This is a genomic window from Thermoanaerobacterales bacterium (assembly GCA_030019475.1).
In the GTDB taxonomy this organism is placed as follows: Bacteria; Bacillota; Desulfotomaculia; order Desulfotomaculales; family JASEER01; genus JASEER01.
This window is the reverse complement of record JASEER010000030.1, coordinates 14913-29350: the sequence shown is the minus strand read 5'-3', so window position 1 is coordinate 29350 and position 14438 is coordinate 14913. Positions and strand designations below refer to the sequence as shown.

Sequence of the window (14438 nt, the reverse complement as noted above, 5' to 3'; positions counted from 1 at the left end):
GGCTGAAGCCGAGGTGGAATACGCCGAGAAGGAGTCGCCCTCCATCTACGTCCGCTTCCCGGTTGTTGACGGGAAGGGCTTGCTGCCGGAGGAACGGGCCTTCGTCGTGATCTGGACGACCACGCCCTGGACCATTCCGGCCAACGTCGCCGTCTGCCTGCACCCCGGCTTCACCTATGCCCTGGTGCGGGACGAGGAGGACGGCGCGCTCTACGTGGTCGCCAGCGACCTGAAGCAGGAGTTCGACCGGGCCCTCGGCCGGGAAACGGCGGTCGAGAAGACCTTCCCCGGATCGTCCCTGGAGGGCGTGGTTTGCCGCCACCCCTTCGTCGACCGGTCTTCGGTCGTCGTCCTGGGCGACTATGTGACCCTGGACCAGGGCACCGGTTGCGTCCATACGGCCCCGGGACACGGTGAAGAGGACTTTATCACCGGGCGGCGTTACGGGCTGCCGGTGCTCTCCCCGATCGACGGCCGCGGCCGCTTCACCGAGGAAGGCGGAATCTTCGCCGGCCGGTTCTATCTGGACGCCAACCAGGCGGTGATCGATGAATTGCAGAGGGTCGGGGCGCTCGTGCACCAGTCCCGCATCCACCACCAGTACCCGCACTGCTGGCGGTGCAAGAACCCGGTCTTTTTCCGGGCGACCGAGCAGTGGTTCGCCTCCATCGACGACATCCGCGACAAACTGCTGGAGGTCATCGAGCGCGTGAAGTGGATCCCGTCCTGGGGCAAGGAACGCATCCAGGGTATGGTGGCCAACCGCGGGGACTGGTGTATCTCGCGCCAGCGCCTGTGGGGCGTGCCGCTGCCCATCTTTTACTGCGCCTCCTGCAACGAGGCGATCATTACCGATGAGACGATCAATCATATAAAGCAGCTTTTCGCCAACTACGGCTCTGACGTCTGGTTCGCCCGGGAGGCCGACGAACTGGTCCCGCCCGGCCTGCGCTGCCCGCGCTGCGGAGCCGCGCGTTTTACCAAGGAAAACGACACGATGGACGTCTGGTTCGACTCCGGCTCAAGCCACTGGGCGGTTCTGACCCAGCCGGTTTACTGGCCCGACCTGCGCTGGCCGGCCGACCTTTACCTGGAGGGCTCGGACCAGCACCGCGGCTGGTTCAACTCCTCGCTCACGACCTCGGTGGCGGTGACCGGCCAGCCGCCCTACCGCGCCGTCATGACCTGCGGCTTTGTGGTCGACGAGCAGGGGCGGAAGATGTCCAAGTCGCTGGGGAACGTGGTTGATCCCACCGAGGTAATGAAGCAGTACGGCGCCGATATCCTGCGCCTCTGGGTCTGCTCCTCGGACTACCGGAACGAGGTCGCCGCCTCACCGAACATCCTGAAGCAGATGGCCGAGGCCTACCGGAAGATTCGCAACACCTTCCGGTTCTTACTCGGTAACCTGGCCGACTTCAATCCGGGGCGGGACCGGGTCCCGTACGAGGCTATGCCGGAGATCGACCGGTATGCCCTGCTCAGGCTCCACCGGCTGATCGAGAAGGTCATGACCGCCTACCGGGGATATGATTTCCACGTGGTCTACCACGCGATCTACAGCTATGTGGTGACCGATTTAAGCGCTTTTTACCTTAACGTTCTGAAGGACCGCCTCTACTGCGAGGCCGCAGACTCCCGTGAACGCCGGGCCGCCCAGACCGTCCTGTACCACATCACGGACGCGCTCCTGCGCATGCTGGTGCCGGTCCTGGCGTTTACGACCGAAGAGATCTGGCGCTACTTCCCGGTCGACGGGAAGGGTGAAAAGCCGGTCAGCGTGCAACTCCTGTCCATGCCGGAGGCGGACCCCAACTTCCTCGACGGGGAACTGGAGTCCCGCTGGGAGAAGCTCATGGCCGTACGGGAAGAGGCGCTGCGCGCCCTGGAGAAAGCGCGGCAAGAGAAGGTCATCGGCGACGCCCTGGAGGCCGAGGTCGTTTTCTATGCCGGGGATGAGATGTCCGACCGGTTGCGGGAAGCGCGTGAAATTCTGCGGACGATCCTCGTCGTCTCGGATGTTGAGGTGCGGCCCCTGAACGAGGCCCCGGCCGGTTCCCTGCCGGCGGCCGGGATGGATGGGCTGCAGGTCGCCGTGCGCCGGGCGGAAGGTGAGAAGTGCGCCCGCTGTTGGGTCTACAGCCCGGAGGTGGGTACCAGGGCGCCGGAGGTTTGCCCGCGCTGCGCGTCCGTCCTGGGAGAGATGTAACCGCATAATTATCTTCCTTTGGACAAAGATAAATGTGGGATGCCTTAAAAGGCAAAAATCTTTGATCCAAGGAGGAGAATCGGCGCCATGACCGTAGGAACGAAAATGCACCAGGCCCTGGCCAGCCTGCAGACCCTGGCCGGAGACATGAAGGGCTTCGCCCTGGAGACCGAGGACAAGACCGCCAAGCAGATGTTCGCCAGTTACGCCGAGCAGCTGGAGAACATCGCCAACGGCTTCCGCGGCCGGGTAAATTACATTGAGCAGCAGGAGCCACAGTACAAGGTGATGCAGCAGGCCCAACAAAAGCAGTAGCTCAAAGCCTAATAAGGGTTCCAGGGAGCGCCCGCCGGGGCGCTCTTTTCGTGTCCGGGGGCATGGCCGGCCGGGGCTTGACAACCGCCGTGTCCGCGTTTACGGTAATAAACGGCGCCCGGCAACGGGCCATCGTTGATTCTCTTTTTGACGGAGGCGGCCCCGTATGGAAATAAGGAACGTCGCGATTATCGCGCATGTCGATCACGGAAAGACCACGCTGGTCGACGCCGTTCTCAAGCAGACAGGCGTTTTCCGTCCCGGGCAGGATGTGGGGGAACGCATCCTTGATTCCAACGACCTGGAGAGGGAGCGGGGCATCACCATTCTGGCCAAGCAGACCGGCGTGTTTCACCGCGGGGCGAAGATAAATATCGTCGACACCCCCGGCCACGCCGATTTCGGCGGGGAAGTGGAGCGGATAATGAACATGGTCGACGGGGCACTCCTGATCGTCGACGCGGCCGAAGGCCCCCTGCCGCAGACCCGCTACGTCCTTGACAAGGCCCTGGCCGCCGGGGTGGTGCCCATTGTCGTCGTTAACAAGATCGACCGCCCCGACGCGCGGGTCGAGGAGGTCCTGGACGAGGTGCTGGACCTCTTTATCGACCTCGGGGCGGACGAACGGCAGCTGGACTTCCCCGTTTTCTACGCCTCGGCGCGCCTGGGGATCGCCGCGCCTGACCTGGAGCAGGCACGGCGTCAGATGGGCGGGCAGGAGCCGGGGAGCGTGCTCGGCCTGCTGGACTGTATCCTGGAGCACGTCCCGGCTCCCGGCGGTGACCCGGAGGCACCCTTCCAGCTTCTCGTGACCAACCTGGATTACGACGACTACATCGGGCGCCTGGTGATCGGGCGCGTACAGCGGGGGCGCGTCCGGTTGCGCGATCCCCTTATGCGCTGCCGTGGCGGACAGCCGTGGCAGGTGCCGTTCGAGGTCAGCGGCCTGTTCACCTTTGACCGCCTGCGCCGCGTGCCCGCGGGGGATGCCGGGGCCGGCGAAATCGTCGCCCTGGCGGGCCTGGAGGACGTCAACGTCGGCGATACACTGTGCGCGCCGGACCACCCGGAGCCGCTGCCGCCCCTGGAGGTGGACGAGCCCACCCTGACGGTCATCTTCCGGGTCAACGACGGCCCCTTCGCCGGCCGGGAGGGGCGGATGGTCACCGCCCGCCAACTGGGGGAGCGCCTACAGAAGGAAGCCTTGACCAACGTCGCCCTGCGCGTGGGGCGGACGGCTAGCCCTGACGCCTTCGAGGTCAGCGGGCGGGGGGAACTCCACCTGGGCATCCTCATGGAGACCATGCGCCGAGAGGGGTACGAGTTTTCCGTTTCCAAGCCCCAGGTGGTGTGGCGCACGGTCGACGGTGTGCGCCAGGAACCCTTGGAGCGCGTCACATGCGACGTGCCCAACGAATACGTAGGGGCGGTCATGGAGACCCTCGGGGCGCGGAAGGGCGACCTGGTCGAAATGCGCCGGGGCATGGAGACCGTGCGGCTGGTCTATGTGGTGCCCGCCCGGGGTCTGATCGGTTTCGCCGGCGAGTTCGTTACTCTGACCAGGGGCTACGGGGTGCTGCACCAGAACTTCGAGGGCTACGGCCCCTCCCGCGGGGAGATCCCCGGGCGGGGTACGGGGTCCGTGGTGGCGATGGAGGACGGGGAAGCGACGGCCTACGCCATCGCCAACACGCAGGAGCGCGCCCGGCTGTTCATCGAGCCCGGCACGCCGGTTTACGCCGGGATGGTCGTCGGGGAGAACAGCCGCCCCCAGGACCTGGAAGTGAATATCTGCAAGAAGAAACACGTCTCGAACGTCCGTTCGTCCACGGCCGATATCGCGGTGAAAATAGATCCGCCACGACGCCTGCGGCTGGAGGAGGCCCTGGCCTTCATCGCCGAGGACGAGTTGGTGGAGCTGACCCCGCGGTCCATCCGGCTGCGGAAGGCGGTGCTGGACAGGGGGGAGCGCCGCCGCCGGCGTGTCGGAGACCGCTGACAGACTTCGCCTTGCTTTGCCAGGCGCCACCGGGCGGGTGCTTATGTGCTACCGTATACGCTTCGCCCCGTCCTATGGCGCCTTTTTGCGCCTGCTCGTAGTCTATGAGTCATGCAAGATATCCCGGTACAGAAACCGGTAGACCCGCTGCGTGAAGAGCACCTTACGCACGTACCGGCGTGTCTCGGGAAAGGGGATCTGGTCCAGCGTGGCCAGCTCGCCGGTCCAGCGCGCCTGTTCCAGCCACCGGATCACGTTGCTCCGCCCGGCGTTGTAGGCGGCCAGGGCCAGAACGGGGTCGTCCCCGAACTGGGTGTGCAGGTAGCCCAGGTACCGCGTTCCGAGGCGGATATTGGTCTCCGGGTCCGACAGGTCATCGGGCAGAAGGGGCGGCTCCCCCGTCTCCTCGGCCACCCAGCGCCCGGTCTCGGGCATCACCTGCATCAGCCCGAGCGCTCCCTTGCGCGAGCGGGCCGTGGCCCGGAAGTTTGACTCGGTTTTAATAACGGCGGCGAGGAGGAAGGGGTCCAGGTCCTCCTGGAAAGCGTACCGGAAGACGATTTCCTGGTAGGGGAAAGGGTAGAAGTGGCGGCCGATCCGCTCGACATTCAGAACCAGGGCCAGGATAGCGACCAGCAGGATCAGCCAGAGTCTCGGCAAATGCACATCACCCCGGGTGGAAGGCTGTCCATGCCTTTATAACCTGGGCCCGGAGGTCTGTCAAGGAACCGTTGTTGTCAATTACGCGGTGGGCATGGCGAACCTTCTCCGCCTGTGGTATCTGGTTCGCCAGGATGCGGCGCGCCCGGTCGGCGGGGACGCCGCGGGCGGCCAGGCGTGCCACCTTGACGGGCTCATCGGCGGTAACGACCCAGACCTCGTCCACCAGGCGGTCAAGCCGGGCCTCCAGCAGGCGCGGGGCGTCAAGGACAGCGACGTCCGTGCCTTCCCTTTCCAGGCGCGCGATTTCATCCTCTATGGCGCGGGTGATCGGAGGGAGAAGGATCTCGTCCAGAACGCGGTGCGCCTCCGGGTCGTTGAAGACCAGGTCGCCCAGCTGTGCACGGTCAAGTTCGCCGCCGGGCGTGAGGTAGGACGGGCCGAAGCGGGCCGCGACGGCCGCCAGACCGGGCGATCCCGGGGCGACGACGGCGCGGGCCAGACGGTCGGCGTCGATCACCGCCGCCCCGAGTTCGGCGAGCAGCCGCGCCACCGTCGATTTTCCACTGCCGGCGTCACCGGTAAGGCCGATGAGCTTCATTGCGAGGCCCCTTTCAATATCCGGAACATCCCGATCACGATCAACAGGCATCCCGGGAGCAGGTTCACCTTGTGGCCGGTGCTTTTCACCACCCGCTGCCCGAGAACCAGGCCCAGGGATACCATCAGGAAGAGGCCGGCCACCACGAACAGCGGCACCAGCGCCGTGTGCAGGCCCGAAAGAGCGATGGCGAACCCCGCGCCGAAGGCGTCCATGGCCAGCGCCGTGCCCAGGAGCATCGCCTCGCGGGCCGAGATGCAGCCCGAGGCGTCCAGGTCCGCCTGCAGGGGTTCGAACAGGACCTGGATGACCAGACCCAGCGGGGGCACGCGGATGCGCAGGATGCGTCGAGTCGCCGTGCGCAACGCCTGGGTCAGGATCCACAGGCCGAGCCCTACCAGGAGCCAGCCGCCGGCCTGCTGCGCAAACTGCGGGTTCAGGACCGCGGCGGCCAGGTGACCGCAGAAGAGCGAGACGCTGACGGCTCCGCCGGAAACCAGGCTGATAATCAGCAGCGACGAGACAGGCATGCGGATCCGCCGTATCCCGTAAGCGAGTCCGGCGCCCAGCCCGTCCAAGCTGAGAGCCAGGCCGAAGAGAAGCAAGGCTGCCAGTTCCAAGGACGTCCCCTCCCACCATCGTCTAATCCCAAGGTATGGGAGGGGATGTTTTTTGGTGCCTTACCTCTCCTTCTCTTCCTCCTGGCAGCGCGGGCAATAGTAGGTGCCCCGCCCGGCGCAGACGGTCCGGGCGATCGGCCGGCCGCAACGGGGGCAGGGCCGGTCCTTGCGCCCGTACACGAGGAGCCTTGCCTGGAAGCGGCCCTCTGCGCCGGAGGCGTCGACGTAGTCCCGTACGCTTGTCCCGCCGTGGTTGATGCCCTCGGCCAGGACGTCTTTAATGGCCCGGTACAGAGCCCGCGTTTCCCGGGCCGACAGGTCGCCGGCGGCGCGGGCGGGGTGGATGCAGGCGCGGTACAGCGCCTCGTCGGTGTAGATGTTCCCCAGGCCGGCGATAAAGCGCTGGTCGAGCAGCAGGGACTTGATCCCGCGGCGCCGCCCGCGCAGACGGTCGCGGAAGGCCGGTTCCGCAAAGGCCCCGTCCAGGGGTTCCATGCCCAGCCCGGCCAGGCCCGAAACCTTGTCCAGTTCGTCTTCGGGGACCAGCCACAGGCGCCCGAAACGGCGGGGGTCGGTGAATCGCAGGATGCCCCGGTCGAGTTCCAGGACGGCATGCGTGTGCCTGGGGAGGGCGGACGATTCATCCTGGTATACCAGCTGGCCGGTCATGCGCAGGTGAGCGGCCAGGACCAATCCCCCTGAGAGTCTCATCAGGATGTACTTGCCCCGGCGGGTGACTTGTTCTATCCGCCGCCCGGCGAGGAGAGCCGCAAACCGGCGCGGGTCCGGACGGGCGATGACGCTCTCCCGAAAAAGGTGCACGTTGCGGATGGAGCGGCCCGGAAGATGCCGGCCCAGGCCCCGGACGATAGTCTCTACTTCGGGTAGCTCAGGCACTTGGTCACCTCCTCCAGGGGACGGACCTCGTACCAGTTGTTGCCCACCTTGAGGTCGACCACCAGGGGCACGTCCAGGCGGACCACCTGTTCCATCTCCTTCTTGACAAGGGGGGCAACCTCACAGAGTTCATCGGAGGGGACGTCGAAAATGAGTTCGTCGTGCACCTGAAGGATCATCCGGGTCTTAAAGCCGCCGGCGGCCAGCCGGCGGTCGATGTTGACCATCGCCAGCTTGATGATGTCGGCCGCGCTGCCCTGGATCGGGCTGTTCATGGCCGCCCGCTCGCCGAAGTTGCGTACTGCGCGGTTCGGGCTGAAGAGGTCCGGCAGGTAGCGGCGGCGGTTAAGGATCGTGGTCACGTATCCCCGGTCCCGGGCCTCGCGGACGGTGCGCTCGATAAAGGCCTTTACCCCCGGGAGGCGGGTGAAGTAGTTCTCAATGTAGCGGGCGGCCTCCGCCCGGGGAATGCGCAGGTCCCGCGCCAGGCCGAAGTCGCTTATGCCATAGACGATTCCGAAGTTCACAGCCTTCGCCCGCCGGCGGAGTTCGGGGGTGACCTTGTCCAGCGGGAGCCCGAAGACCTCGGCCGCCGTCCGGGCGTGGATGTCCTGGCCCAGATTGAAGGCCTCGATCAGGGCCGTGTCTCCCGAAAGGTGGGCCAGGATGCGCAACTCGATCTGCGAATAATCCGCCGTCAGCAGGACGTTCGCCGTATCGCCGGGGATGAAGACGCGACGGATGCGCCGCCCGATCTCCATCCGGATGGGGATGTTCTGAAGGTTCGGCTCCGCCGAGGAAAGCCGTCCAGTGGCCGTCACCGTCTGGTGCAGGGTGGTGTGCAGCGTGCCGGTTACAGGGTCGATCAGGGCGGCCAGGCCGTCGGTGTAGGTCCCTTTGAGCTTTACCAGCTGGCGGTGCTCAAGGACCAGGGCGGCGATCTCGTGCTCGCCCGCCAGTTCCTCCAGAACCCTGGCGTCGGTGCTGTATCCGGTCTTGGTCTTCTTGCCTTTCGGCAACCCAAGCTTCCCGAACAGGATCTCTCCCAATTGCTTCGGGGAACTCACGTTAAACCTTTCGCCCGCGAGGGTGTAGATCTCTTCCTCCAGGGCGCGGATGCGTTCTCCGAACTCCTCCGACATCCGGGTCAGCTGCGCCCGGTCGACCCGGACGCCGGCCATTTCCATGCGGGCCAGAACGCCGGTGAGGGGCAGCTCGACGCGGGAAAAGAGGTCCTCCTGCTCCTGGGCGCGCAGCCGCGCCTGCAACGCCGGAACCAGCCGCCGCAGGCAGGCGGCGCGGGCGGGAAGGGCCTCTTCGCCGCCCGGGGGGAGGACGAGCTGCAGGTATTCAAGGGCCAGGTCCTCGATCTTCAGCGTACCGGCGGCCGGATTCAAAAGGTAGGCGGCCACGGTGGTGTCGAAGGCCAAGCCGGCCAGGGAAAGGCGGCGGATGTGACACAGCCAGTAGGCTTCTTTGGCGTCATAAGTCAGCTTGGACTGGGTCTCGTCGGCCAGGAAGTCGGCGAGGACCTCGAGGCCGTCGCTCCCGTCGGGGGGCAGGGGCATATATAAAAGGGCGTCGCCGGCGGCCAGGCCGAGGGCGGACAGGCCGGAGGCACGGCTGCCGCCGAAGGCGAGGCAGACCTCGCCCGCCGACCGCGCGACGGCCAGCACATCGCGGATCTGTTCGGCCGTTTCGGCCCTCTCGTACGGCGGGGCGTAGACTGTAACCGCCTGCTCGCTTTCCGGCCGCACCATGCGGTCGACGATCTCCCGGGACAGGCTCTTGAACTCCAGCTTGGTGAAGACCCGCAGCAGGCGGTCATAGTCGGGACCGGGCCAGGGCTCGATGTCTTCCGCCGTGATGCCGGGCACCTGGCGGTCGATGGCGGCCAGATCCCGGGAAAGGCGGGCCTGGTCGGCGTATGTTTCCAGTTGGCGCCGCAGGCGGAGGGGCAATTCGTCGGTCCTGGTCAGGATTTCGTCCAGCCGGCCGTAGGTTTGCACGAGCTTGGCCGCCGTCTTCATCCCGATGCCGGGGATACCCGGGATATTGTCCGAGGGGTCTCCGGCGAGTCCCTTCATGTCCACAAGCTGGGGCGGGTTGAGCCCGAAGCGGCGAACCACGGCGGCCTCGTCGTACCTTTCCAGCTCACTGATGCCCTTGCGGGTGATCAGCACCTCCGTGTGCGGGGAGACGAGTTGAAGCGCGTCCTGGTCTCCGGTAAGGACGGTGACCGCCATCTTCCTGTCCTCGCCGAACCGGCAGAGAGTACCGATGATGTCGTCGGCCTCGTAGCCTTCGAGTTCGCGGATGGGAATCCGCATGGATTCAAGGATTTCCTTGACAAGGGCGAGTTGCGGGCGGAGGTCCTCGGGTGTGGCCGGGCGGTGGGCTTTGTAGGCGTCAAAGGCGTCGTGCCGGAAGGTGGCGCGGCCCTTATCGAAGGCCACGATCACCGCGGCCGGCTGCTCGGCGTCCAGCACCTTGAGGAGCATCCTGGTGAAGCCCAACACCGCATTGGTCGGCAGGCCGGTGGTGGTCGAGAGCGGCGGCAGGGCATGAAAAGCCCGGTGCACGAGGCTGTTCCCGTCGATTAAAAGGAGCCTTTCCAAGGCGCCACCCGCTTTCGATAATATGAGGTATTATTTTCACCGGTCTGGGGCTGGATACCTTCCCGGTACCTGGCCGGTTTCGGAGACCCGAGGTTAACGCCCCAGAAAATTTCCCGGGCGGGAACGGCCGATCGGCCGTTTTCGAGGCAGGAGAGGTTGACCCCAACGCGAATAAGGAGAGGGAGCAAAAAGACTGGATGGCCGCCGGCGATCCGAAGGGGAGGGTCGGATGATCGACGTAAGCAACCGGGCATGTCCGTGCGGCAGCGGCAGGTCGTACGAAGAGTGTTGCGGCCGGGCGGATAAGGTGATACCTCTGGCCCAGGCCCGATGGCGGCGGGCGGCCCTATCCTTGCGTAGCAGGTTGTCGGCCTTTGCCGAAAAACCCGAGTTCATCGAGGAAGCCACCCGGGCCCAGGAAGCCTACTTCAGCCAGGTCGACGAGGAAATTCTGGCCCTGGATGAGGAGTTTCTCGTGGAACGCTGTTTCGAATGGTTCATTTTTGACTACCCCTTGCGCGATCACCGGACGGTCCTTGACCTGTACCGGGAGCGGTACGGCCTTTGCCTGCCGCTGAACGAGGCCCTGACACTTGTCCAGTGGGGTGAGGCGCGGGGTTCACTCTACGAGATTAAGGCCGTCTTGCCCCGGCGGGGCCTGATCGTGGAGGACCTCTTCTCGGGACGGCGTTTCAAGGTCCATGAGCCGGGTTTGCAGAGCGGACCGATCGTCCCCGGCAGCGTGATCCACGTACGTCTCCTGAAGGTCGGCGCTGAATATGAATTCTCCACCAGCGCCGTGGGTGTTCCGCCCGCCCAGCGGGACCGCCTGTGGGAATGGGCAAGGGAAGACTACCGGCGGTGGCGCCGGAACGGCGCCGGGGGACCGGATAACATCCAGGAGTACCTCCGCTGCCGCAGCCACCGGTTAAACGCCCAGGTGATCCGGGTCGGCCTGGGGCTCGATCCCTCGCGGCAATGGAAGCCCGTGCGCCGGGAACGGTCCGGGGAGCGGCGGGGCACCCTCCTGCAGGGTGACGTCCTGCGGCGGGTTTGCGGTGCCAACGAGGGGCGCGGGCGGGTAGAGGAACTCCTGGGGCTACTCCGGGATGTTGAGCGGGAGTCCCGGCCGGCTACCCCGCCGACGGGCACCAGGGTCGCGGGTACGGTCTGGCCGGCGCGCGAATACGCCACGATTGCTGAACAGGTGGCCCGGGGTCTGAAGGACCTCGGCTTCGGCCGGGAAATAGTGCAGTCTACCCTGCGCCTGTGGTATGACTACTGCGTGCAGGTCCGCCCCGGTGTGAAAAACCCGGGAGCCTGGGTAGCGGCGGTGATTTACGGGGCGACGCGCCTTAAAAGGGCGCGGGCGGTCAGTCAAAGCCGGCTGGCACATCGCTACGGCGCCGCGCCCTCGACCGTTTCGCGGCATTTCCGGTCCCTGGCCGGATTCCTGTCGCCATCCCTCAGGGAAGCCGGAGACAGGGGAAAGGACGGGGGGACCAGGATTATCGAACCGCTGGTGGACCGTATCCTGGCGAGCCTGAAACTGTAAAACAGCCACCCCGGGGATGTCCACCGGGGTTTTCCATTGTCCGGACAGGCCTCCCGCCCTTAGAATAAGGAGAGATAAACAGGGAGGTTTTTTCCGTAATGCTTCAGATGTTACACGAGGCGCTGTTGGCCGTCACCCGCTTTATCGAAGCTCTTGGCTACTGGGGCATCGGATTGGGGATGGCCGTCGAAAGTGCCAATATCCCCCTGCCCAGCGAGGTCATCCTGCCCTACGGAGGCTTCCTGGTGAGCAAGGGGAAGCTGGATTTCTTCTGGACAGTGATGGCCGGAACCATCGGGGGCACCGCCGGTTCCATCGTTTCCTATCTGCTGGGCCTTTGGGGCGGCAGACCGTTGCTCCTGCGCTACGGCCGCTACATCGGTTTCTCTTACCACCACCTGGGGATTGCGGAGCGCTGGTTTGCCCGATACGGGGAGGCCACCGTCTTCTTTACGCGCCTGATGCCCGTCGTCCGTACCTTCATTTCCCTGCCGGCCGGGGTGGCCGGGATGAACTTTACCCGTTTCGTCATCTATACCTTTCTCGGCTCCCTTCCCTGGAGCATAGTGCTGGTCTACGCCGGGGTCAAGCTGGGCGAAAACTGGGAGGCTATCGGCCCCTGGTTCCACCGCCTGGACGTGGTCATTGTTCTCGCGCTGGCCGCCGTCCTCTTCTACTGGTGGCGCCGTCGGCGCAGAAACCGGTAAACTCCCCGCTTACCAGTCTCAATTTTTTCATGGTTTAAGCTCCCTCCGGCCCCAGGCAGACTAATGCGGGAAAAGGGGGAGTGATTCGGCGTTGGGATGGAAGTTCACCGCCGCCGTCGCTTCGTGCGCCCTGTTATGCCTTTTCGCGGGGCCTGGATCGGCCGCGGCCTCACCGAAGGGGCCTCTGGTGGTCATCGACCCGGGCCACGGCGGGGTCGATCCGGGAGCGGTGGACAAGGTCGGCGGCGTCCTGGAAAAAACGGTCAACATCGAAGTCAGCCGGAGGCTGGCGCGCATCCTGGAGTCCCAGGGGTTCCGGGTGAGGATGACCCGGCAGGACGACGGCCCCTGGCCCCATCCGAGCGGAAGAGGGTGTTTTCAGGGTCTCATCGGGCTGGACGAGCGCGTGGCCCTGGCGAACCGCCTGAAGGCCGACCTCTTCGTCAGCGTACACGCCAACGGCTTCTGGGACCGGCGCTGCGCGGGCGTCGAGGTCTTTTACTGCCCCGGCTCCGCCGAGGGCCGGCGGCTGGCGGGCCTCTTCCATAAGGCCGTGACCGCGGACCGCCCATCTCCGTCCTGCAAGGTCCGGCCTTGCGGTTATCTTGTCCTCCGCGGGACAACCATGCCGGCGGTGGTGGTAGAGATGGGCTATATCTCCAACCCGCGAGAGGCGCGGCTGCTGACGCGGCCGGCCTACCAGGAACGGCTGGCACAGGCCTTTGCGCGGGCTGTCAGTTCTTACTTTGCCGACGCCGGGTTGTCACGGCGTCCTTAAATTACCGTACGCGGCGGCGGTATGACGTCCGCGGCCAGGCAGATACTAAGCAAGAAAACGTGAGGAAAGGAGGGGGAAGATGCCGAGAGGCAAGTTTCGGTTCCTGCTTCTAACCGTTGTTCTCCTGACCGTGTTTACCGCCTTCACAGGCTGCAGCGCGGCCCGCAAGCCGGCGTCGCCCGGACAGGTGCCGGGCACACCCGGCAACCAGGCCACGCCCGCCGACCCGCGCGTGGCGTCGCGGGACGCCGCCCGGCTGGCCGACATCGCCGAAAAGGTTCCCGGGGTGCAGGAGGCCTGGGTGGTATTGACCGGAACCACGGCCTACGTGGGGCTTAACCTGGAGCCCGACCAGGAACCGCGGTCCAAGACCATCCAGCGTGATGTGGCCTCCCGTGTCAAGCGCGCCGATAACCGCATCCGGCGAGTGATGGTTACCACCGATCCGGACCTTGTGACGCGCATCGCACGAGTGAGCAAAGGTATCGCCGGCGGGCGCCCGATATCGGCCTTCACCCGGGAAATGAGTGAACTGAACAAGCGTATGACCCCCACCAACCGGTAAAGGAGAAAGCCGCAGCCCCTTAAAAAACGGCTGCGGCTTTCCCTTGGGGTTTATGGACCTACCGGAACTATTCCGCCACTCCGCGGCCATACTTGAGCAGTTCGGAAACGGTCACCAGTTTATACCCCTTCTCCTTGAGCCCCTTGATTACCATGGGCAGCGCTTCCGGCGTGTGCTCCGCGCTGTCGCTGGCGTGCATCAAGATCACCGCTCCGGGGTGGATGAGCCTCAGGATACGTTCCCGCATCGCCTCGGCCCCGGTCCTCTTCCAGTCCAGGGAATCCACGCTCCACTGAACGGCCGTGTAGCCCGTACCGGCGATGGCGTCCAGCACCCGTTCGTTCCAATCACCGTTAGGGGTGCGGATGAGTTTCGGGCTTTGGCCTGTCAGGTCTTTGAGGATTTCGTGGGTCTTCCCGATCTCCTCGGCAATCGTCTTGTCGGACATCTGGGAGTAGTTTTCGTGACGGTAGCCGTGACTGGCGATCTCGTGACCATCGGCGGCGATACGCTTCGGGATGTCCGGGTGTTTAACGGCCCAGGGACCGGAGAGGAAGAAGGTGCACTTTACGTTTTCTTTTTTCAGCGTGTCCAGGACCGGTCCCACGGTCTTATCGCCCCAACTGATATCGAAGGTGAGGGCGGCGACCTTCTCTTGCGTCCGCACCTTGTAAACAATCCGGGAGTGGCTGGTCGTGACCGTGGTCGCGGGTTGCTGGAGAATGACCAGGGTGAACAGCAGGCCCAGGAGCAGGAACAGGGCCCCCCATAAACAGTTTCGTTTCAGCCGGTTGAGATTTACGTAGTAAAGGCGCACGCCCGCCACCCCCAGGAAAGGACTTGTACTTTAGGTATATGGCCGCGCAAACCGTTTATGACATCTGCCATCCCTGGTATTTGCTGGCTAGCGAATA

General features: G+C 65.1%; 13 protein-coding genes. 7 read left to right on the top strand and 6 right to left on the bottom strand.

Annotation, left to right across the window (positions count from 1 at the left end; genetic code table 11):
- The 3 genes from ileS to typA all read left to right on the top strand — a co-directional run.
- Positions 1–2209 (top strand): isoleucine--tRNA ligase (gene ileS, locus QMC81_08650; GenBank protein MDI6907539.1); only part of this gene is annotated, 2209 nt, incomplete at its 5' end.
- Positions 2210–2296: 87 nt separating this feature from the next.
- A complete protein-coding gene (locus tag QMC81_08645; protein MDI6907538.1) occupies positions 2297–2524 on the top strand; it encodes a DUF1657 domain-containing protein in 228 nt (75 codons plus the stop codon).
- 166 nt (positions 2525–2690) lie between these two features.
- Positions 2691–4523, top strand: a complete 1833-nt coding sequence (typA, locus tag QMC81_08640) for a translational GTPase TypA (protein MDI6907537.1) — start codon at positions 2691–2693, stop codon at positions 4521–4523.
- 102 nt (positions 4524–4625) lie between these two features.
- Here the strand turns inward: typA and QMC81_08635 are convergent, their stop codons facing one another.
- From QMC81_08635 to polA, 5 genes are read right to left on the bottom strand one after another with little or no spacing between them, the layout of a single operon-like run.
- Entirely contained in the window at positions 4626–5183 is a 558-nt protein-coding gene (locus tag QMC81_08635; GenBank protein ID MDI6907536.1) for a lytic transglycosylase domain-containing protein, read from the bottom strand.
- Between the two features lie 7 nt (positions 5184–5190).
- Positions 5191–5784 (bottom strand): dephospho-CoA kinase, encoded by a 594-nt coding sequence (gene coaE, locus QMC81_08630; GenBank protein MDI6907535.1) that lies wholly within the window; start codon positions 5782–5784, stop codon positions 5191–5193.
- Entirely contained in the window at positions 5781–6404 is a 624-nt protein-coding gene (ytaF, locus tag QMC81_08625; protein MDI6907534.1) for a sporulation membrane protein YtaF, read from the bottom strand. Before ytaF ends, coaE begins: the two co-directional genes overlap by 4 nt.
- Positions 6405–6464: 60 nt before the next feature.
- Positions 6465–7301: a bifunctional DNA-formamidopyrimidine glycosylase/DNA-(apurinic or apyrimidinic site) lyase gene (mutM, locus tag QMC81_08620; GenBank protein ID MDI6907533.1), complete on the bottom strand. Its 837-nt coding sequence runs from the start codon at positions 7299–7301 to the stop codon at positions 6465–6467.
- Entirely contained in the window at positions 7280–9919 is a 2640-nt protein-coding gene (gene polA / locus QMC81_08615) for a DNA polymerase I (protein ID MDI6907532.1), read from the bottom strand. The genes mutM and polA overlap by 22 nt, the downstream gene beginning before the upstream one ends.
- Before the next feature lie 352 nt (positions 9920–10271).
- Here polA and QMC81_08610 point away from each other — a divergent pair, with 352 nt between their 5' ends.
- The 4 genes from QMC81_08610 (at position 10272) to QMC81_08595 (ending at position 13524) form a co-directional block, all read left to right on the top strand.
- A complete protein-coding gene (locus QMC81_08610) occupies positions 10272–11474 on the top strand; it encodes a hypothetical protein (protein ID MDI6907531.1) in 1203 nt (400 codons plus the stop codon).
- A gap of 98 nt (positions 11475–11572) precedes the next feature.
- Positions 11573–12181, top strand: a complete 609-nt coding sequence (locus QMC81_08605) for a DedA family protein (GenBank protein MDI6907530.1) — start codon at positions 11573–11575, stop codon at positions 12179–12181.
- 91 nt (positions 12182–12272) lie between these two features.
- A complete protein-coding gene (locus tag QMC81_08600) occupies positions 12273–12959 on the top strand; it encodes an N-acetylmuramoyl-L-alanine amidase (GenBank protein ID MDI6907529.1) in 687 nt (228 codons plus the stop codon).
- A gap of 79 nt (positions 12960–13038) precedes the next feature.
- On the top strand, positions 13039–13524 hold the full coding sequence (locus QMC81_08595; GenBank protein MDI6907528.1) for a YhcN/YlaJ family sporulation lipoprotein: 486 nt from the start codon (positions 13039–13041) through the stop codon (positions 13522–13524).
- A 67-nt stretch (positions 13525–13591) separates the two neighbouring features.
- Here QMC81_08595 and pdaB read toward each other — a convergent pair whose 3' ends face one another.
- Positions 13592–14341 (bottom strand): polysaccharide deacetylase family sporulation protein PdaB, encoded by a 750-nt coding sequence (gene pdaB, locus QMC81_08590; protein MDI6907527.1) that lies wholly within the window; start codon positions 14339–14341, stop codon positions 13592–13594.
- Positions 14342–14438 lie beyond the last annotated feature (97 nt).

Excerpts from the sequence above, each read along its gene's own strand:
- QMC81_08645 (MDI6907538.1), top strand. The coding sequence starts at position 2,297 with ATGACCGTAGGAACGAAAATGCACCAGGCCCTGGCCAGCCTGCAGACC.
- typA (MDI6907537.1), top strand. The coding sequence starts at position 2,691 with ATGGAAATAAGGAACGTCGCGATTATCGCGCATGTCGATCACGGAAAG.
- coaE (MDI6907535.1), bottom strand. The coding sequence starts at position 5,784 with ATGAAGCTCATCGGCCTTACCGGTGACGCCGGCAGTGGAAAATCGACG.
- QMC81_08605 (MDI6907530.1), top strand. The coding sequence starts at position 11,573 with ATGCTTCAGATGTTACACGAGGCGCTGTTGGCCGTCACCCGCTTTATC.
- QMC81_08595 (MDI6907528.1), top strand. The coding sequence starts at position 13,039 with ATGCCGAGAGGCAAGTTTCGGTTCCTGCTTCTAACCGTTGTTCTCCTG.